An 18134-nucleotide genomic window follows, 5' to 3' on the forward strand; every position below is an offset into this window, starting at 1 on the left:
CGTGGACGCCATGCGAGCAGAGAACGCCCCGGACCCGGACTTCGCCCTCGTCGCCCGAGCGCTGACCAAGCGCTTCGGCGACCGCCTCGCCCTGCAGGGCCTCGACCTGGACGTGCCCGCCGGCTCGTTCTTCGGCGTCGTCGGCCCGAACGGCGCCGGCAAGACGACCGCCCTGTCCATGGCCACCGGCCTGCTGCGGCCGGACCACGGCCGGGCCTGGATCCACGGGGTGGACGTCTGGCAGCGGCCGCGCGAGGCCAAGTCCCGCGTGGGTGTGCTCGCGGACGGTGTGCGCACCTTCGATCGCCTCTCCGGCGCCCAGCTGGTCACCTACGCCGGGCTGCTCCACGGTCTGGACGCGGACGTGGTGGCCGCACGCACGGCAGACCTGCTGCGGGTCATGGATCTGGCCGACGCCGGCCGCAAGCCCGTGGTGGACTACTCGGCCGGCATGACCAAGAAGGTCCTGCTGGCCGCGGCCATGGTCCATGCCCCGGACGTGCTGGTGCTGGACGAGCCGTTCGAGGCCGTGGACCCGGTCTCCGCCGCGAACATCCGGGACATCCTGCACAGCTACGTGGAGCGCGGCGGCACGGTGATCGTCTCCAGCCACGTCATGGACCTGGTGCAGCGCATGTGCTCGCATGTGGCCGTCATCGCCGAGGGCAGGCTCGTCGCCTCCGGCACCGTGGACGAGGTCCGCGGCGGTCAGGACCTGGAGGAGCGGTTCGTCGAGCTCGTCGGCGGCCGCCACGCCGGCGAGGGGCTGGCATGGCTGTGAGCGGCACCGACCGTACCGGCGGCGCGCCCGCAGCACCGGACGCAGCGGCCGGCCGGGCCGGCTCGGGCATGGCAGCACGCTCCCTCGGCCCGGACGGCCGTCGCGCCCCCGAGATCGGTCTCGGCCGGGCGGTCGGCATCCTCGTGCGCCTGCGCTGGGCCCTGATGGTGTCCAGCTGGCGCCGCTCCACCGCCACGTTCGTGTTCAGCATCATCGGCGTGCTCTACTTCGGAGGCCTCACCCTGCTGGCCTCCGCGGCCGTGGCCTTCGCCCCCGCGCCGGAGTCGATGGCCCTCCGCGCCGCCGTGACCACCCTGTTCTGTGCGGGCCTCGTGCTCGGCTGGTCGCTGGTCGCCCCGTTCATCACGGGCGTGGACGCCACCCTGGACCCGCGCAGCTTCCAGCCCTACCCGATCCGCCGCCTGCCGCTGGTCACGGGTCTGCTCGTGGGCACGCTCACCACGCCGCAGGGCGTATTGACCCTCGTCTTCGCACTCGCCGTGGGTGTCTCCTGGCGGGACCACCCGGCTGCCCTGCCCTGGGGCCTGGCCGGCGGCGTCCTCACCGCGGCCACCGCACTCGCCCTGGCCTACGGCGTCACCGCCGTCCTGTCCTCCTACACCGGGCAGCGGCGCATCCGGGACATCGTCTCCGTGCTGGTCTTCATCCCGCTGATGCTCGGCGGCGTGGTCCTCCACCGGATCGTCGACTCCTTCGACCAGCTCGTGGCGCTGGCCGAGCCGGTCGCCGCGGTGCTCGCCTGGACCCCGTTCGGGGCCGCCGGCGCCGCCGCCGGCGCCGCGGCGTCGGGAGCCCACCTGCCGGCGGCCGTCCACCTGGCGGTCGGCCTGGCCTGGCTGGCCGCCGCCGTCGCCCTGTGGGCCTGGGGCCTGCAGCGCACGGTGGAGCCCGTGACGGAGGTGGGCGGCCGTCGTCGTGCCTCCTCCGGTGACGCGACGGCCCAGGAGCGGCCGCTGCGCTGGATCGGCCGTCCGGCCACCGGCCCCGTCACTGCGATCGCCGCCCGGTGCCAGCGCTACTGGTTCACGGACCCGCGCTACTCCGCCACGCTGGTGGTGGTGCCCCTGTTCGCCGTGATCCTGTGGTTCCTCGGCAGCCGGGGCGACGTCGGCAGCGGACCGCTGATCCCCACGATGCTGCTGCTCGGCCCGATGATCGCCTGGACCATGGGCGTGGCGGTCTCGGCGGACATCGCCTACGACCACACCGCCTTCCACCACCACGTCACCGCCGGTGTGCGCGGCGCGGACGACCGCTGGGGCCGCGTGCTCGGCATGGCCGTCCTCGGCGTCCCGGCCACGCTGTTGGGCGCGGTGGGCTCCGTGGCGTTCTACGGCATGTGGGACCACCTGGCCGTGGTGCTCGGCGCCTCGGTCGGCACGCTGGCCTGCGTCACCGGCATGGCCAGCCTGCTCTCGGCGCGCCTGGTCTACGCCGTGCCCAAGCCCGGCGACTCACCGTTCGCCACGCCGCAGGGCGCCGGCATGCGGACCGTGCTCGTGCAGATGGCCTCGCTGCTGCTGTCCCTGCTGATCACCCTGCCGATCACCGCGTGCGTGGTCGCCTACCTGCTCCTGAGCATGACTGCGCTGTGGGGCGCGGTCACCCTCGCCGTGGGCCTGCTCTGGGGTGGGGGAGTGCTCCTGCTCGGCGTGCGCCTGGGCGGGCGCTGGCTGGACCGCACCGCTGCGGAGACCTATCAGACGGTGGCGCGGTTCTGAGCGCGGACTGCACGCAGCCCGGGTGGCGCGGGGACCCACGTTCCACACGGGCGGTGTCCACCTCCGGCGGGGTCGTAGAATGTCCGGCATGACTCTCCCCGGCGAACCGAACCAGAACGATCCGCTGTCCCCCTCCGGCGGCGGCACCTCCGTGCTCGAACGTCAGGAGCAGGAGCAGCTGATCGAGCCGGGCGACCACGAGCGCTTCGCGCACTACGTCCGCAAGGAGAAGATCATGGAGTCCGCCATGACCGGCGAGCCCGTGATCGCGCTCTGCGGCAAGGTGTGGGTGCCGGGTCGCGACCCGAACAAGTTCCCGGTCTGCCCGCAGTGCAAGGAGGTCTACGACGGCCTCCGTGACCCGCAGGACGGCGGCGACGGCGGCTCGGGCGGCGGCAAGCGCGGCTGGTTCGGCAGGAACAAGGGCTGATCAGCGGCACGCATGTCTGATCGTCAGGATCCCGCGGCACTCTTCCACGTCGGCGAGGACCTGCCCCCGGCCATGCCCGAGAGGGCGGCCTGGGGCACGGCGCCGAAGCTGCGCCAGTGGCAGCAGGAGGCCCTGGAGAAGTACCTCGCCGCCTCACCCCGTGACTTCCTCGCCGTCGCCACCCCCGGCGCCGGCAAGACCACCTTCGCCCTGCGCGTGGCGAAGATCCTCATGGACTCCGGCGCCGTGCAGCGCCTGACCGTCGTCGCGCCCACGGACCACCTGAAGCGGCAGTGGGCGGACAACGCCGCCCGCGTGGGCCTGGCGATCGACCCGAACTTCAAGAACGCGGACGGCCGCCACGGTGCGGAGTACCGCGGCGTCGCGCTCACCTACGCCCAGGTGGCGAACAAGCCGATCCTGCACCGCAACCGCACCGAGGCCGCCAAGACCCTGGTGATCATGGACGAGATCCACCACGGCGGCGATGCCCTGAGCTGGGGCGACGGCATCCGGGAGGCCTTCGAGCCCGCCACCCGGCGTCTCGCACTGACCGGCACCCCGTTCCGTTCGGACACCGCGACCATCCCGTTCGTGGAGTACGCCGAGGGCGCCGACGGCATCGCCCGCTCCAAGGCGGACTACACCTACGGCTACGGCCCAGCGCTCCGGGACCACGTGGTGCGTCCGGTGATCTTCATGGCCTACTCGGGCCAGATGCGCTGGAAGACCTCCACCGGGGACGTGATGGAGGCCCAGCTGGGCGAGGCCGCCACGAAGGACATCACCAACTCGGCCTGGCGCACCGCGCTGAACCCGGAGGGCGAGTGGATCCCGGCCGTGCTGCGCGCCGCGGACCGCCGTCTCACCGAGGTGCGGCGCAACGTCCCGGACGCCGGCGGCCTGGTGATCGCCTCGGACCACGAGGACGCGCGTGCCTACGCCGCCCAGCTGGAGGCGCTGACCGGTCAGAGGCCCGCGGTGATCCTCTCGGACGACAAGGGCGCCTCGGACCGCATCGAGTCCTTCTCCGCGTCGGACGAGCGCTGGATGGTGGCCGTGCGCATGGTGTCCGAGGGCGTGGACGTGCCGCGCCTGTGCGTGGGCGTCTACGCCACCAACACCTCCACCCCGCTGTTCTTCGCCCAGGCCGTGGGCCGCTTCGTGCGCTCCCGCAGGCGCGGCGAGGTGGCCTCCGTGTTCCTGCCGTCCGTGCCGCATCTGATGCTGCTGGCCAACGAGATGGAGGTGGAGCGGGACCATGCCCTGGACCGCAAGACCGGCCAGGAGGTGGAGATCGAGGATCTCGCCGAGGCTCCGGAGGAGGACCTGCTCGCCGAGGCCAACCGCGCCGAGTCCGCCTCGGACACCCTGAATCGCCAACAGTTCCAGGCGATGGAGTCCCAGGCCAGCTTCGACAAGGTCCTCTTCGACGGCGGTGAGTTCGGCCTCGGCGGCGCCGTGGGCTCGGAGGAGGAGCTCGACTTCCTCGGCATCCCGGGCCTGCTGGACGCGGACCAGGTGTCCGAGCTGCTGCGCGCCCGTCAGGCCGAGCAGCTCAAGCGCAAGCCGAAGGCCACGGCGGCCCCTCCGCAGGAGGTGGTGGACCACCGGCGGCTGAAGGAGCTGCGCTCCGAGCTGTCCAAGACGGTCTCGGCCTGGGCGGCCCGCACCGCCACCCCGCACGGGGTGATCCACAACCGCCTGCGTGAGATCAGCGGCGGCCCGGCGGTCGCCCAGGCGACCCAGGCGCAGCTGGAGAAGCGTCTGGAGACCCTGCGCGGCTGGTTCGTCGGCCGCACCTGAGCCGCCCCGGACGAAGCAGGTTCTCGGTGGGCCCACCGATCGACGGGTTCACACGTCTGGCGTCCACCGAAGCGCTGGAGGACGAGAAGGCGGGGACCACGATCGGGTTCTTCTGCCGAGCCCGCGCGTTCTTCACCGTCCACGGGATCCGCCAGATGAGACCCGTACACTTTCACCCGGAAATGAGAACCTACGGAAGGAGCGAGCGATGATGCTCGCCGCCATCATCGCCTGCGAAATCGGCTTCTGGGTGGTCATCCTCGGCGGGCTCTGCGCCCGCTACCTGCTGCACCGCCCGCGCCTGGGTGCGGTTCTGCTCGCCCTTGTCCCCGTGATCGACCTGGTCCTCCTCGCCCTTGTGACCGTCGACCTGCTCGGCGGGGCCACCGCCTCCTGGCACCACGGCCTGGCCGCCGTCTACATCGGCGTCTCCGTGGCCTACGGCCGGCGCATGATCCGCTGGGCCGACGTCCGCTTCCGTCAGCGCTTCGCCGGCGGTCCCCCGCCCGAGCTCCCCACCGGATGGGCCTACACTCGCCGCTGCTGGGGCGAGGTCCTCCTCACCCTCCTGGCAGTCACCATCGCCGGCGGCCTGCTGGCCGCGATGATCGCCATCGTCGACGACCCCGCCCGCACCGACGCCCTGCGGCAGTGGTTCAGCATCCTGGTCATCATCCTCGGCATCGATGTCATCTACGCGGCCAGCTACACGATCTGGCCCAAGAAGCCGGTCGCCGCCTGACTGTTGCCCCGGTCGAGCGCAGTGGAGACTGCGGAGAGCTGCATGACGACGTCGCGGTGCGGGTCCACCGCGATCGCCCCGCCCTCCGCCTGGCGGCCGAACAGGACTGTTCACTGGTCTGACGGTGTTGCGATCCACCGTTGCAACTGGAAGACGGCACACCGGTACTGACGTGACGGAGGAGGTTGACAGTGCAGGAGATCCACAACCCCTCGGCCGCACCTGAGCCGCCCCCTGCTGGCTTGACGACGACGGCCGCCCACCACGGGCGGCGGTCGTCGCCTCCGGTCGGGGCCGGCCCGTGTCGGCGCTGAACGGAGGCGGGGCAGGCATGCCTCACCTGCGTGGCACCGGGGCGCCTGCTGGGCGACGATGGAGGCCACAGGAGCAAGGAGGCCCCGCAGCCATGCAGCGCATCATCGGCATCGTCCGCCACTACCCCTGGGTGGTGGCCACCGTCATCGTCTTCGTCCTCACCCTCGGCCTGCACCTGGCCGGGGCGGAGGATCCCGCCCGCTGGATCGCCTCGGCGTATGCGCTCGTGGTGGCGGCCTGGACCTCGGTCGGCATGGTCAAGGACCTCATGCGCGGGCACTGGGGCGTGGACATCCTCGCCGTCACCGCGATCGTCGCCACCGTGCTGGTGGGGGAGTACCTCGCCGCCGTGCTGGTCTGCCTGATGCTCACCGGCGGAGAGGCGCTCGAGGACTACGCGGCCGGCCGGGCCCGGCGCGACCTGTCCGCCCTGCTGGACCGCGCCCCGCAGCACGCCCACCGCCTCCGCCCGGACGGCTCCGTGGAGGACGTCCCCGTGGAACAGGTGCGCCCCGGGGACCGCCTGCTGGTCCGCCCCGCGGAGGTCCTGCCCGTGGACGGCACCGTGGCCTCCGCCGAGGATGGCGGCGAGATCGCCGTGGACCTGGACGAGTCCTCGCTGACCGGCGAGTCCCTGCCGGTCACACACCGCCCCGGCTCGTCCGTGATGTCCGGCGCGCTCAACGGCACCCGTGCCTTCGTGCTCGAGGCGACCGCCTCCGCCGCGGACTCGCAGTACGCGGCCATCGTCTCCCTCGTGAAGCAGGCGGCCGAGTCACGCGCCCCGATGGTGCGCCTGGCCGATCGCTACGCCGTGCCGTTCACCGCCGTCGCCTACCTCATCGCAGGCCTGGCCTGGTGGCTGTCCCAGGACCCGGTGCGCTTCGCCGAGGTGCTCGTGGTGGCCACCCCGTGCCCGCTGCTGATCGCGGCCCCAGTGGCCTTCCTCGGTGGCATGTCCCGTGCCGCCAAGTCCGGTGTGATCGTGAAGTCGGGCGGGACCATCGAGGCCCTCGGCTCCGTGCAGACCGTGGGGTTCGACAAGACCGGCACGCTCACTGCCGGCCGCCCCGAGCTGGTCGGTGTGCGCCCGGCCGCCGGCTTCGCCGAGGACGAGCTGCTGCGCCTGGCCGCCTCGGCCGAGCAGTACTCGGTCCACGTGCTCGCCGACGCCATCCGGGCCGCGGCCGAGGAGCGCGGGCTGTCCCTGACGTCGTCGCAGGACGCCACGGAGGAGGCGACGAACGGCGTCGTGGCGGTGCTCGAGGGACGCCGGGTCGTCGTCGGCAAGCGCGCCTACGTCACCGAGGCCGCGCCGGACACCGTCGCCGCGGACCTCGCCGCCGGCCAGTCCGCCGTCTACGTGGCCGTGGACGGGGCCTTCGCGGGCGTGCTGCTGCTGGCCGACCGCATCCGCCCCGAGTCCGCCGCCACCGTGCAGGCGCTGCACCGCCTCGGCGCCGGCAAGGTCCTCATGCTCACCGGCGACGCCGAGGCCACCGGACGGCACATCGCCGGCGAGGCCGGCATCGACGAGGTCCACGCGGACCTGCTGCCTGCGGACAAGGTCCGCCTGCTCTCCGAGCGCCCGGAGCGCCCGGTGATGATGGTCGGCGACGGCGTCAACGACGTTCCCGTGCTCGCCGCCGCGGACGTGGGCGTCGCCATGGGCGCCCGCGGGTCGACCGCCGCCTCCGAGTCCGCCGACGTGGTGCTGCTCGCCGACGACGTCTCCAAGGTCGCCGTCGCCGTGTCCACCGGCCAGCGCACCCTGCAGGTGGCGAAGCAGTCGATCTGGGTGGGCATCGTGCTCTCCCTGGGTCTGATGCTGATCGCCGCCACGGGCGCCATCCCGGCCCTCGTGGGTGCACTGTTCCAGGAGCTGGTGGACGTCGTGGCCATCGTCAACGCCCTGCGTGCCATGAAGCCCGGCCCGCACGAGGCCGAACGGCTCGGTGACCTCCCCGCGACCGGCGCGCAGGGTCGGCGGCATCCGGCTGCGGCCTGAACCGACCGCCGGGCCCCTGCCCTTCGCAGACCGACGGCCACGCACCTTGGGGTGCGTGGCCGTCGTCGTGCAGCGGCGTGGAGCAGCCGGCGGCTCAGCCGCCCTGGGGCGTCACGCGCACGAAGGCACGCAGTTCGCCGCCCTCCACGTCCCGGGACTCGCGGAAGCCGTGGGACTCGTAGAAGGCGCGCTGCCGCTGTTCGGTGTCCGTGATCAGCACATGCTGGCGGACCTGGCCGAACGGGGCGAAGACACGGCGCAGCAGCTCGGAGGCGATGCCGCGGCGCTGGTGCCCCGGGGCGACGAGGATGTCCTGCAGATAGGCGATGGTGTGGCCGTCCGAGACCACCCGGGCCAGACCCACCAGGCGACCGCCGTCGAAGGCGGTGACCACGGCGGCCGAGCCCTGCAGACCGCCCATGAGCGTGTCCATGTCCTGCGTGTAGGCGGACCACTGCACGCTGTCGTAGAGGGCGCGGACGTCGTCGGCGGCCGGGACGGCGCCGGAGACGTAGCGGATGCCGTCCTGGTCCGCGGCGGAGGACAAGGTGCTGGGGGAGTCGGTCATGGCTTCTCTTCTCGTCTGCGTCGGGCGCCGCCCCCGGCATCCTCGCCGGGGTGCGGTGGCTCCATCATGCCGCACCGTATGACGTCCGTCACCGGTGCGCCGGGTCGTGGCCTCGGCGGCCGAGCCCGTCAGAGGTGGCGCAGGTACCGCTCGGGGCCGGCGAGGAAGCGCCGCCAGTGGTCCACGGTCTCCCACTCCTCCCAGCGGGTCTCGCGCAGGCCGTGCTCCCCGGCCTCGAGGATCCGGGCGCCGGGCAGAGCGGCGAGCACGGGGGAGTGCGTGGACAGCAGCACCTGGCAGCCCTGCTCCACCCGCTCCAGGAGGAAGGCGGTGAGCGCGAGGCAGTTCTCGAAGGACAGCGCGGACTCGGGCTCGTCCAGGACCCAGAGCCCGCGCACCCCGGCCCGCTCGCGGCAGAAGGCGAGGAAGGACTCGCCGTGGCTCATCTCGTGCAGGCGGGAGCCGAGCGAGACGCCCTCCAGGTGCGTGAACAGCCCGTGCATGGCCTCGGCACGCAGGAACACGCCGCCGCGCGGGGCCCCGGCGCCGCGGGTGAGCTGCAGGTGCTCGGCCAGCGGGGACTCGGTGACTCGGGTGGAGTGGCGGACGTGGTGGGTGCCGCCCTCCGGGTTCAGCCCCGCGGCCGCGGCGATCGCCTCGACCAGTGTGGACTTGCCGGCACCGTTCGGGCCGACCAGCACGGTCGCCGGGGACAGGTCCAGTCCCTCGTCCAGCACCTGGGCGACGGCGGGGACGGCCGCCGGCCACGCCGCGCGGTCCAGACGCCCTCCGAGGGCGTGCTCGGACACCCTCCGCACGGGCAGGGCGGGGCCGAACGGGGTCACGAGGTCGTCAGGATCGCCCCGGCGTCCTTCATCTCTTCGAGTGCGGCCTCGGCGGTGTCCTCGGCCACGCCGGCCACCAGGTCGGTCAGCACGGTGACCTCGTAGCCGTTCTCGATGCCGTCCAGCACCGTCGCCTTCACGCAGTGGTCCGTGGCGATGCCCACCACGGTGAGGGCCTCCACGTCCTGGGAGCGGAGCCACTCGTCGAGCGTCTCGGCGCCCGGCTCCACGGCGTCGGCCGCGGCGCGGGTGGCGCCGTAGGGGCCCACGCCGGCTGCGGCGCCCTCACCGGAGCGGACCTCGTCCGGCTCGCCGAGCTGGCCGTCGAAGCCGGAGTACGAGGCCGAGTGCAGGCCCTTGAGGAACTGCGCGTCCGGGCGGACCTCCTCCATGTCCAGGTCTGCGTGCAGCTCGGCGCCGGCCGTGCCGGCCACGCAGTGCACGGGCCAGGACACGGAGAAGTCCGGCTCTTCGCCGGCGGCGGCGAAGTGCTCTGCCGGGTCCACGTGCCAGTCGCGGGTGGCCACCACCACGTCGTACTCGTCGCGGCGGTCGGCCAGGTGCTCGGTGATCGCGGCGGCCACGTCGGCGCCGTCGGCGGTCGCAAGGGATCCGCCCGCACAGAAGTCGTTCTGGACGTCCACGATCACCAGGGCGCGGGTCAGCTCGGTCATGGCGGTCCTCCTCAGAATTCCTGGAACAGGGTGGGGATGGCGGGCTCGCCCGCCTGCAGGCGTCCCACCGAGGCGGGCAGCTCGGCGAGGGAGGCCCGGTGGCGTTCGGCGGCACGGGTGACGGCCTCGGGGCCGGTCCAGCCCGCCTGCAGCTCGCCGTCCACCACGAACTCGTGCAGCAGCGGGCGGTCGTCCGCGTCGGCCTCCGGCGAGCGGTTGACGCCCACCAGCTCGGCGACGGCGCGGCCGCGGGTGTCCCGGCGGCGGGCGGCGTCCTTGCGGCCGCCCAGGGAGGCCTTGCCCTTGGAGGCCTTGGCCACGTCCACCCATGCGCCGTCGTCGTTCTGGCGGGCCACGAGCTTGTAGACCATCGCGGCGGTCGGCGCCCCGGAGCCGGTGACCAGGCGGGTGCCCACGCCATACGAGTCCACCGGGGCGGAGCGCAGGTGGGCGATCGCATACTCGTCCAGGTCCGAGGTGACCATGATGCCGGTCTCCGTGTTGCCCAGCCCGTCCAGCAGCTCGCGGACGGAGTGGGTCTGGGAGACGAGGTCGCCGGAGTCGAGCCGGACGTTCTTCAGGGCCCTGCCCGCCACGTCCACGGCGGTGCGGACGCCCTGCTCCACGTCATAGGTGTCCACGAGCAGGGTGGTGTCCGCGCCGAGGGCGGCCACCTGCGCCTCGAAGGCCGCGCGCTCGGAGTCGTGCAGCAGGGTGAAGGAGTGGGCGGCGGTGCCGCCGGTGCGGAGCCCGTAGCGGCGGGCCGCCTCCAGGTTGGAGGTGGAGTCGAAGCCCGCGATCACCGCGGCGCGGGCGGCGGCCACGGCGGACTCCTCGTGGGTGCGGCGCGAGCCCATCTCGATGCACGGGCGGCCACCGGCCACCGCGGTCATGCGGGAGGCGGCGGAGGCCACGGCGGAGTCGTAGTTCATCACCGAGAGCAGGAACGTCTCGAGGATGCAGGCCTCCGCGAACGTGGACTCGACCTGCAGGATCGGCGAGTGCGGGAAGTAGGCCTCGCCCTCGGCGTAGCCGATGATCGTGCCGGAGAACCGGAAGTCGGCCAGCCATTGGAGGGTCGCATCGTCCACCACCTTCGTGTCCGTCAGATGGTCCAGTTCGGCGGTGCCGAAGCGGAAGCGGGACAGGCCCTCGAGGATGCGGCCGGTGCCGGCCACCACGCCGTAGCGGCGGCCGTCGGCGAGGCGGCGGGTGAACAGCTCGAACCGGCTCCTGCGCTGGGCGGTGCCGGCCTTCAGGGCGGCCTGCAGCATGGTCAGCTCGTAGTGGTCCGTCATCAGGGCCGTGGTGGTGTGCCACGGCTCGCGCTGCGCGGTGTCCTGGGGGAGGTCGGTGTGGTTCACGTGTGCCACCCTATGCCACGGTGTGGCAGGCTCCACGGTCCGTTCCGCCCCCGTCCCCGGGAACACGGCGAGTAGGATGGAGCCCATGTCGACGACGGAATCCGGTGTCCCCGGCCCCCATGGCGCCGCCGACACCGCTCTGCTGGAGCGCCCGGATCCGGCCGCGCTCGCGGACCGTCCGTGGAACGTGGTCGTCTGGGACGACCCCGTGAACCTGATGAGCTATGTGGCCTTCGTCTTCCGCAGCCACTTCGGCTACTCGGCAGCGAAGGCGCACTCCCTGATGATGCATGTCCATGAGAACGGCCGCGCCGTGGTGGCACGCGCCGGCCGCGAGACGGCCGAGCGTCACGTCAGCGCCATGCATGGCTTCGGGCTGTGGGCCACCCTCGAAGAGGCGGAGGGCTGAGACCGTGGCCGAGGGATTCCGCTGGACACGGCGCGGCTATCGGGCACGCCTGGAGCCTGCCGAGGCGCGCCTGCTGCGCGGCCTGTTCAAGGATGTGGCGACGCTGCTGACCGGCCGTCGCGACGACGCGGCCGGGGACTCCGCCGCCCCCGCCCGGGACGCCGCGTCCACGGCGCCTGTGCCGGGCCGCCCGGACGAGGGCATGACGACGGCCGCCGACTCCGCCTCGGAGGGCGCCTCCTCGTCGGAGCAGGCCGGGGACGAGTCGGCGGACGGCTCCGCCGCGGACGGCGCCTTCTGGTCGCTGGTCTCCGGCCTCAGCCTCGGCGCCTCCACCCGTGAGGCTCCTGCCGATCCGGCGCTGCTGCGCCTGCTGCCGCCGACGTTCGGCTCGCCGTCCGGGGCCGGCGCGGACGACCCCGGGAAGGCCGCCGCAGACGCCCAGCGGGACGCCGAGCACCGCGCGGACGCCGAGGACCTGCTGATCGACGCGAAGCTCGCCGACGCCGAGCGTGCCCGCGAGCTGCTGCGCTCCACCGAGCTGCGCCTGGACGACGCCGAGGCCCTGGCCTTCAGCCGCGCCCTCAACGACGTCAGGCTCGTGCTCTCCGCCCGGCTCGGGATCACGGACGCGCAGTCCGCCGCCCGCGTGCACTCCGTGGACGACTGGAAGCACGCCGCGGACGAAGAGTCCGCCATGGCGCTGCTGTACAACTTCACCTCGTGGCTGCTCGAGAGCCTCATGGACCAGATGCTGCGCGGCCTGCCCGAGGACGGCCGGGAGGACGTGCCCGGCGCCGAGGATCCGGACGCCGGAGAGGACATCCGATGAACGCCGCCTCCGCCGGGCCCACCGCCGCCGCGCCGATCGGCATCTTCGACTCCGGCGTGGGCGGGCTGACCGTGGCCCGCGCGATCATGGACCAGCTGCCCCACGAGCCGCTGATCTACGTCGGAGACACCGCGCACGCCCCGTACGGTCCCCGTCCGATCGCCCAGGTCCGCGCGCTGGCGCTCGGCATCATGGACGAGCTCGTGGAGGCGGGGGTCAAGGCGCTGGTGATCGCCTGCAACTCGGCCTCGGCCGCCGTGCTCCGGGATGCCCGCGAACGCTACACCGGTCGCTACGGGATCCCCGTGGTGGAGGTCATCCAGCCCGCCGTGCGCCGCGCCGTGGCGGCCACCCGCAACGGGCACATCGGCGTGATCGGGACCCATGCCACCGTGGGCTCCCGCGCCTACGAGGACTCCTTCTCCGCCGCGCCGCACCTGGAGGTCGTCTCCTCGGCGTGCCCGCGCTTCGTGGAGTTCGTGGAGGCCGGCATCACCACCGGCCCCGAGCTGATCGAGACCGCTGAGGAGTACGTCGCCCCGCTCAAGGCCGCCGGCGTGGACACGATGGTGCTCGGCTGCACCCACTACCCGCTGCTGACCGGCGTGCTGTCCCTCGTGATGGGGGAGGACGTCACCCTGGTCTCCTCGGCCGAGGAGACGGCCAAGGACCTGTACCGTGCCCTCGTCCAGCACGGGCTCGGGCACCCGCACTCCGCGGCCGGCGCCGCCCAGGCCGTGGACCACCGCTTCATGGCGACCGGCGACCCCGAGCAGTTCCAGACGCTGGCCCGCCGCTTCCTCGGCCCCGAGGTCGGGGCCGTCCAGCACATCGACACCGTCCGTGAGCGGTACCCCACCGGGGTCCTCGCCCAGATCACGCCCGAGATGATCGAGCGCAGCCGACGGCGGCCGCCGGTCACGAGGGAGGAGCCCACCGCATGAAGCTGACCATCATCGGAGCCAGCGGGTCGTTCCCCGGCCCGGGGTCGCCCGCCTCCTGCTACCTCGTCACCGCGGACGGCGTGGCCGAGGACGGCGTCACCCCGAAGACGTGGCGCATCCTGCTGGACATGGGCAACGGCTCCCTGGGCACCCTGCAGCGCTACATCATGCTGGAGGACCTGGACGGTGTCTGCCTGTCCCACCTGCACCCGGACCACTTCATGGACCTGTGCGGCCTGCACGTGGCCGTGCGCTGGAACCCGGACGGCTGGCACCGCGGCCGCGTCCCGGTGCTGGGCCCGACCGGCACCGCCGAGCGCATCGCCGTGGCCTACGGGATGGACCCGGAGCCCGGCATGCACCCGGACTTCGACTTCACCACGTGGGAGCCGCTGACGACGGTCCGGCTCGGCCCGTTCCGCATCACGCCTCACCCGGTGCGCCACCCCATCGACGAGGCCTACGCACTGCGCATCGAGGTGGACGAGACGGACGCGGACGGCTCCGCCACCACCCGCGTGCTCACCTACTCGGGGGACACCGACGAGTGCGACGGCCTCGTCGAGGCCGCCCGCGACGCCGACCTGTTCCTCTGCGAGGCGGCGTTCCACGAGGGCCGCGACGACGCGATCGAGGGCGTGCACCTCACCGGCCTGCGCGCCGGGCGCATGGCCGCCCGTGCCCGCGCCGGGCGTCTGCTGCTGACCCACCTTCCGGTGTGGAACGACCCCCAGCGGGCCGTGTCCGAGGCCGCGCAGGCCTATGACGGACCCCTCACCGTGGCCGTCTCCGGCATGAGCTACCGCGTCTGAGGCGGGTCCTAGACTGGTGGGCATGACCGCTGCTGACCAGAACCACACCCGCCCGGACGGACGCGCCGTCGACGAGCTGCGCCCCATCACCATCACCCGGGGCTGGTCCCGGCAGGCCGAGGGGTCGGCCCTGATCGAGTTCGGGAACACCCGTGTGCTCTGCACCGCCTCCTTCACCGAGGGTGTGCCCCGCTGGCTCAAGGGCGAGGGGACCGGCTGGGTCACCGCGGAGTACGCGATGCTCCCGCGCGCCACGGACTCCCGCAGCACCCGCGAGTCCATCAAGGGCAAGATCGGCGGCCGCACGCACGAGATCTCGCGGCTCATCGGCCGCTCCCTGCGCGCCGTGATCGACATGGACGCCCTCGGCGAGAACACGATCGTCCTGGACTGCGACGTGCTGGACGCAGACGGCGGCACCCGCACCGCCTCCATCACCGGCGCCTACGTCGCGCTCGTCGAAGCCGTCGAGTGGGCCCGCCGCGAGGGCCACGTCAAGCGCGAGGCGAAGGTCCTCAAGGACTCGGTCTCCGCGATCTCCGTGGGCATCGTGGACGGGGTGCCCGTGCTGGACCTGCCCTACGTCGAGGACGTCAAGGCGGAGACGGACATGAACGTGGTGGTCACCGGCTCCGGCGACTTCGTGGAGGTCCAGGGCACCGCCGAAGGCGCCCCGTTCCGCCGTGAGGAGTTGGACACCCTCCTGGACCTGGCCCTGTCCGGCACCGCCGAGCTGGCGCAGATCCAGGCCGAGACCCTCCGTGGGGAGCGGGCATGAGCCGAACCGCCCCCGCCGGGACGGAGCACGGCGTCCCCGCCGGAGCCCGCCTGGTCCTGGCCACCCGCAACGCCGGCAAGGTCCGCGAGCTGCGCCAGATGCTCGCCGCCGCCATGCCGGAGCTGGATGTGGACGCCGCCGTGGTGGACGCCGCGGCCGTCGACGCCCCGGACGTGGTCGAGGACGGCGTGACGTTCTCCGCGAACGCCCTGAAGAAGGCCCGCGCGGTGGCCTCGGCCTCCGGCCTCATCGCCGTGGCGGACGACTCCGGACTGTCCGTCGACGTCCTCGGGGGCGCCCCGGGGATCTTCTCGGCCCGGTGGGCAGGCCGCCACGGGGACGACGCCGCGAACCTCCGCCTGCTGCTGGACCAGCTCGCGGACGTGCCGGCCGAGCACCGCGGCGCGGGGTTCGTCTGCTGCGCCGCGCTCGCCGTGCCGGGCCCGGCCGGCGCCGACGGGGCCCGTGAGATCGTCTTCGAGACCGTCGCCGAGGGGCACCTGCGCGGCACCCTGCTCACCGCGCCGGTGGGCGACGGCGGCTTCGGCTATGACCCGATCCTCCAGCCCGAGGGTCGGCAGGTGTCCACCGCACAGCTGTCCGCGGAGGAGAAGAACGCCATCAGCCACCGCGGCGAGGCGTTCACCGCGCTGCTGCCGGCCCTCGTCGAGGCCCTGCGCGCCCAGGAGGCGCACACCACATGAGCGCCCCGTCGTCCTCCGCGCCCGTGCCCGGGCTGGACTTCACGGCGATCGACTTCGAGACCGCCAACGGCTTCCGCGGCTCGCCCTGCTCCGTGGGAGTCGTCCGCGTGCGGGACGGGGCGATGGTGGACCGCGCCTCCTGGATGATGCGGCCGCCGCTGGGCTTCGACCGCTTCGACCCCCGCAACGTGCGGATCCATGGCATCACCGCGGAGCGGGTCGCCCGTCAGCCGCGCTTCGCCGAGGTGTTCGCGGACCTGCGGGCCTTCTGCGGCCAGGACGTCCTCGTGGCCCACAACGCGGGCTTCGACGTCGGCGTCATCGAGTCCGCCCTCGAGGTCTCGGATGCGGACGTGCCCCCGCTGGAGTACGCGTGCACGCTCATGCTGGCCCGCAAGGCCTACGACCTGCCCAGCTACGCGTTGCCCTCGGCCAGCCGCGCCGCCGGCTTCGTGCCCGGCCGCCACCATGAGGCGCTCGCGGACGCCGAGGCCTGCGCCGCGATCCTGATCGACGTCGGGCGCCGCGCCCATCACGACGCCGCCGGCCCGGTGCCGGTCGCCCACGTCCTGGGCGCCCACGGCCTCAAGGTCGGCCGCCTCGCCGGCCACCCCCACGGCCGGGGGCACGAGTCCCGTCCCACCCGTCAGGCGCGGGACATGAAGGACGTCTTCGACGCCCGGGTGCCGCTGCGCTCCGACCGCTCCATGCCGGACTTCATGCGCTGGCCGGAGGAGGGCGTGAACACGCCGGCCAACCCGGACGCGTCCCCGCAGAACCCCCTGTTCGGGCACGTCGTGGTGTTCACCGGCGGCATCGGCATGTCCCGGCAGGAGGCCAAGGACCGGGCGGCTGCGCTCGGCGCGCAGCCCTCCTCCCGCGTCAGCGCCCGCACCACCATGCTCGTCATCGGGGACGGCTTCTGCGCCGAGGATCTCGTCCTCACCGCCAGGGAGGCGGACGGCTCCGGCGCCCCGGCCCGCGGCGCGGACCGCGTCACCACCACGGCCCTGGCCCACCGCAAGACCCGCGACGCGCTGCGCCGTCGCGCGGCCGGACAGCAGATCGCCCTGGTCTCCGAGCCCGAATTCCTCCAGATGCTCGGCGGGAACTGGCCCCCGGCCGCCCGGTGATGCCGGCCGCCCCGCCACGGGCTCGACGACCATCGGCACCGGTGGCCGGCGGGAGGCGGGCGGCCTCCTGGCGGAGGACAGCCGACATCGTCAGCTGGTGGCGGCCACCCAGCGTTCGGCGGCCTCGACCACCACGTCGCGCTCGGCGATCCAGTCCGGCACCGCGTCGGCCAGCGCCGCCACCGGGACCCCGTCGGCCGACTCCACGCCGAACACCGCCATGCCGTGGGCGGCGCCGAGCAGCTGCCCGGCCAGGGAGGCGGTGGAGTCCGAGTCGCCGTCGTGGTTCGCGCCGATCCGCAGGGCCAGGGCCAGCGCGGCGGCCGGGGTGTCCGTCGTCCGCTCGGCCACGAGTGCGGCGTAGACGGCGATCGCCAGCGCCTCCTCGGCCACCCAGCCCTCGCCCAGCCCCACGGGGAGGTGCCCCGGGGCACCCAGGCGCGTGCCGTCGTCGTCCCTCTCCGCCGTGACGGCCAGCTCACGGGCGAGCTCGAGGGCGGTGAGGGACTCGGCTGCGTCCTCGCCCTGGGCGGCGAGCCAGGCACGGCCGGTCTCCACGGCCTCGGTCAGGGTGCGGCCGGCGAAGAGCGCGTCCACGATCAGGGCGAAGGCGGCCGCGGAGGTCCAGGCGGTCGGATGCCCATGGGTGAGCACGGCACCCTGGCGGGCGAAGGACGCCACATGGGTGTCCGGCAGGCCGGGGACCATGCCGTAGGGCGCCGAGCGCATGATGGTGCCGCACCCCTTGGAGTCCGGGTTCTTCGGGTCCGTGGGCACGCCCATGCCGGGCTCGGCGAGGCCGGACAGGCAGGCGTTGCCGGGGGCGCGGCGCTCGTGGAGCTCGCGGCGGGCATCCAGCCAGGTGTCCTGTGCCGGGGGAGCTCCCTGTGGCAGGGCGCCGGTCTGGGTGCGGTGCCAGCGCAGGCAGGCCAGCCAGACGCAGGCGGCGGCGTCGGCCATCTGTCCGCGGTTCTGCCATTCGATCCACTCGCGCAGGCCGTCGGACACGAAGAGGGTCATCTGCGTGTCGTCGGAGATCGGCAGGTGCTCCACGCCCAGGCGCTCGAGCAGCTCGGCCGGGGTCCCGAGGCCCACCGGGCCCCAGGCGGACACGATCGCGTCGGCGCGGTCGAACTCCACGGTGTAGCCGTAGGCGTCTCCGGCCGCCCCGGCGGCGAGGGTGGCCAGGACGCGGGCGGGATAGTCGGGCAGGCGCGGGTCAGCGAGGGGCTCGGCGGTCATGCCTC

General features: G+C 73.4%; 18 protein-coding genes and 1 pseudogene. 14 read left to right on the plus strand and 5 right to left on the minus strand.

Features of this window, described 5'->3' with window-relative positions; genetic code table 11:
• Window positions 1–10: 10 nt before the first annotated feature.
• From CEQ11_RS06300 to CEQ11_RS06330, 7 genes and pseudogenes are all read left to right on the plus strand, one after another.
• On the plus strand, window positions 11–781 hold the full coding sequence (locus CEQ11_RS06300; protein ID WP_067188835.1) for an ABC transporter ATP-binding protein: 771 nt from the start codon (window positions 11–13) through the stop codon (window positions 779–781).
• Entirely contained in the window at window positions 772–2523 is a 1752-nt protein-coding gene (locus CEQ11_RS06305) for a Tat (twin-arginine translocation) pathway signal sequence (protein ID WP_227718766.1), read from the plus strand. Before CEQ11_RS06300 ends, CEQ11_RS06305 begins: the two co-directional genes overlap by 10 nt.
• 88 nt (window positions 2524–2611) lie before the next feature.
• Complete coding sequence (locus tag CEQ11_RS06310) at window positions 2612–2953, plus strand: DUF3039 domain-containing protein (protein WP_088478093.1); 342 nt, start codon at window positions 2612–2614, stop codon at window positions 2951–2953.
• 12 nt (window positions 2954–2965) lie between these two features.
• Window positions 2966–4759, plus strand: a complete 1794-nt coding sequence (locus CEQ11_RS06315) for a DEAD/DEAH box helicase (RefSeq protein WP_088478094.1) — start codon at window positions 2966–2968, stop codon at window positions 4757–4759.
• A 38-nt stretch (window positions 4760–4797) separates the two neighbouring features.
• Window positions 4798–4926: pseudogene (locus CEQ11_RS06320) on the plus strand (IS481 family transposase); the annotation flags it as partial.
• Between the two features lie 41 nt (window positions 4927–4967).
• Window positions 4968–5501, plus strand: coding sequence for a hypothetical protein (locus CEQ11_RS06325; RefSeq protein ID WP_088478096.1), 534 nt, complete (start codon window positions 4968–4970; stop codon window positions 5499–5501).
• 406 nt (window positions 5502–5907) lie between these two features.
• Window positions 5908–7824 carry a heavy metal translocating P-type ATPase gene (locus CEQ11_RS06330; protein ID WP_088478097.1) on the plus strand — a complete coding sequence of 639 codons (1917 nt, stop codon included), beginning with the start codon at window positions 5908–5910 and terminating at the stop codon, window positions 7822–7824.
• Window positions 7825–7918: 94 nt separating this feature from the next.
• Here the strand turns inward: CEQ11_RS06330 and CEQ11_RS06335 are convergent, their stop codons facing one another.
• The 4 genes from CEQ11_RS06335 to CEQ11_RS06350 all read right to left on the minus strand — a co-directional run bounded on the left by CEQ11_RS06335 (window position 7919) and on the right by CEQ11_RS06350 (window position 11275).
• On the minus strand, window positions 7919–8392 hold the full coding sequence (locus CEQ11_RS06335) for a GNAT family N-acetyltransferase (RefSeq protein WP_088478098.1): 474 nt from the start codon (window positions 8390–8392) through the stop codon (window positions 7919–7921).
• Window positions 8393–8520: 128 nt separating this feature from the next.
• Window positions 8521–9237, minus strand: a complete 717-nt coding sequence (locus CEQ11_RS06340) for an AAA family ATPase (RefSeq protein WP_227718767.1) — start codon at window positions 9235–9237, stop codon at window positions 8521–8523.
• On the minus strand, window positions 9234–9911 hold the full coding sequence (locus CEQ11_RS06345) for an isochorismatase family protein (protein ID WP_088478099.1): 678 nt from the start codon (window positions 9909–9911) through the stop codon (window positions 9234–9236). Before CEQ11_RS06345 ends, CEQ11_RS06340 begins: the two co-directional genes overlap by 4 nt.
• Window positions 9912–9922: 11 nt before the next feature.
• Window positions 9923–11275, minus strand: coding sequence for a nicotinate phosphoribosyltransferase (locus CEQ11_RS06350; RefSeq protein ID WP_227718768.1), 1353 nt, complete (start codon window positions 11273–11275; stop codon window positions 9923–9925).
• A gap of 85 nt (window positions 11276–11360) precedes the next feature.
• Between CEQ11_RS06350 and clpS the strand changes: the two genes are divergently transcribed.
• The 7 genes from clpS to CEQ11_RS06385 are packed head-to-tail and all read left to right on the plus strand — an operon-like array spanning window position 11361 to window position 16887.
• Window positions 11361–11684 carry an ATP-dependent Clp protease adapter ClpS gene (gene clpS / locus CEQ11_RS06355; protein WP_088478101.1) on the plus strand — a complete coding sequence of 108 codons (324 nt, stop codon included), beginning with the start codon at window positions 11361–11363 and terminating at the stop codon, window positions 11682–11684.
• A gap of 4 nt (window positions 11685–11688) precedes the next feature.
• A complete protein-coding gene (locus CEQ11_RS06360; protein ID WP_088478102.1) occupies window positions 11689–12516 on the plus strand; it encodes a DUF2017 family protein in 828 nt (275 codons plus the stop codon).
• Window positions 12513–13460 (plus strand): glutamate racemase, encoded by a 948-nt coding sequence (murI, locus tag CEQ11_RS06365; RefSeq protein ID WP_088478103.1) that lies wholly within the window; start codon window positions 12513–12515, stop codon window positions 13458–13460. Before CEQ11_RS06360 ends, murI begins: the two co-directional genes overlap by 4 nt.
• Window positions 13457–14272: an MBL fold metallo-hydrolase gene (locus CEQ11_RS06370; protein ID WP_088478104.1), complete on the plus strand. Its 816-nt coding sequence runs from the start codon at window positions 13457–13459 to the stop codon at window positions 14270–14272. Before murI ends, CEQ11_RS06370 begins: the two co-directional genes overlap by 4 nt.
• Before the next feature lie 22 nt (window positions 14273–14294).
• The gene (gene rph, locus CEQ11_RS06375) at window positions 14295–15050 is read left to right on the plus strand and encodes a ribonuclease PH (protein WP_067188817.1); all 756 of its coding nucleotides are present in this window, start codon (window positions 14295–14297) and stop codon (window positions 15048–15050) included.
• Window positions 15047–15754: a non-canonical purine NTP pyrophosphatase gene (locus tag CEQ11_RS06380; RefSeq protein ID WP_088478105.1), complete on the plus strand. Its 708-nt coding sequence runs from the start codon at window positions 15047–15049 to the stop codon at window positions 15752–15754. The genes rph and CEQ11_RS06380 overlap by 4 nt, the downstream gene beginning before the upstream one ends.
• The gene (locus tag CEQ11_RS06385; protein ID WP_088478106.1) at window positions 15751–16887 is read left to right on the plus strand and encodes an exonuclease domain-containing protein; all 1137 of its coding nucleotides are present in this window, start codon (window positions 15751–15753) and stop codon (window positions 16885–16887) included. The genes CEQ11_RS06380 and CEQ11_RS06385 overlap by 4 nt, the downstream gene beginning before the upstream one ends.
• Window positions 16888–16977: 90 nt before the next feature.
• On the opposite strand, the gene CEQ11_RS06390 is transcribed toward CEQ11_RS06385, so the two are convergent.
• Entirely contained in the window at window positions 16978–18129 is a 1152-nt protein-coding gene (locus tag CEQ11_RS06390; protein ID WP_227718769.1) for an ADP-ribosylglycohydrolase family protein, read from the minus strand.
• Window positions 18130–18134: the final 5 nt, after the last annotated feature.

This window comes from Micrococcus sp. FDAARGOS_333 (genome assembly GCF_002206575.2).
Taxonomy (GTDB): domain Bacteria; phylum Actinomycetota; class Actinomycetes; order Actinomycetales; family Micrococcaceae; genus Micrococcus; species Micrococcus lylae.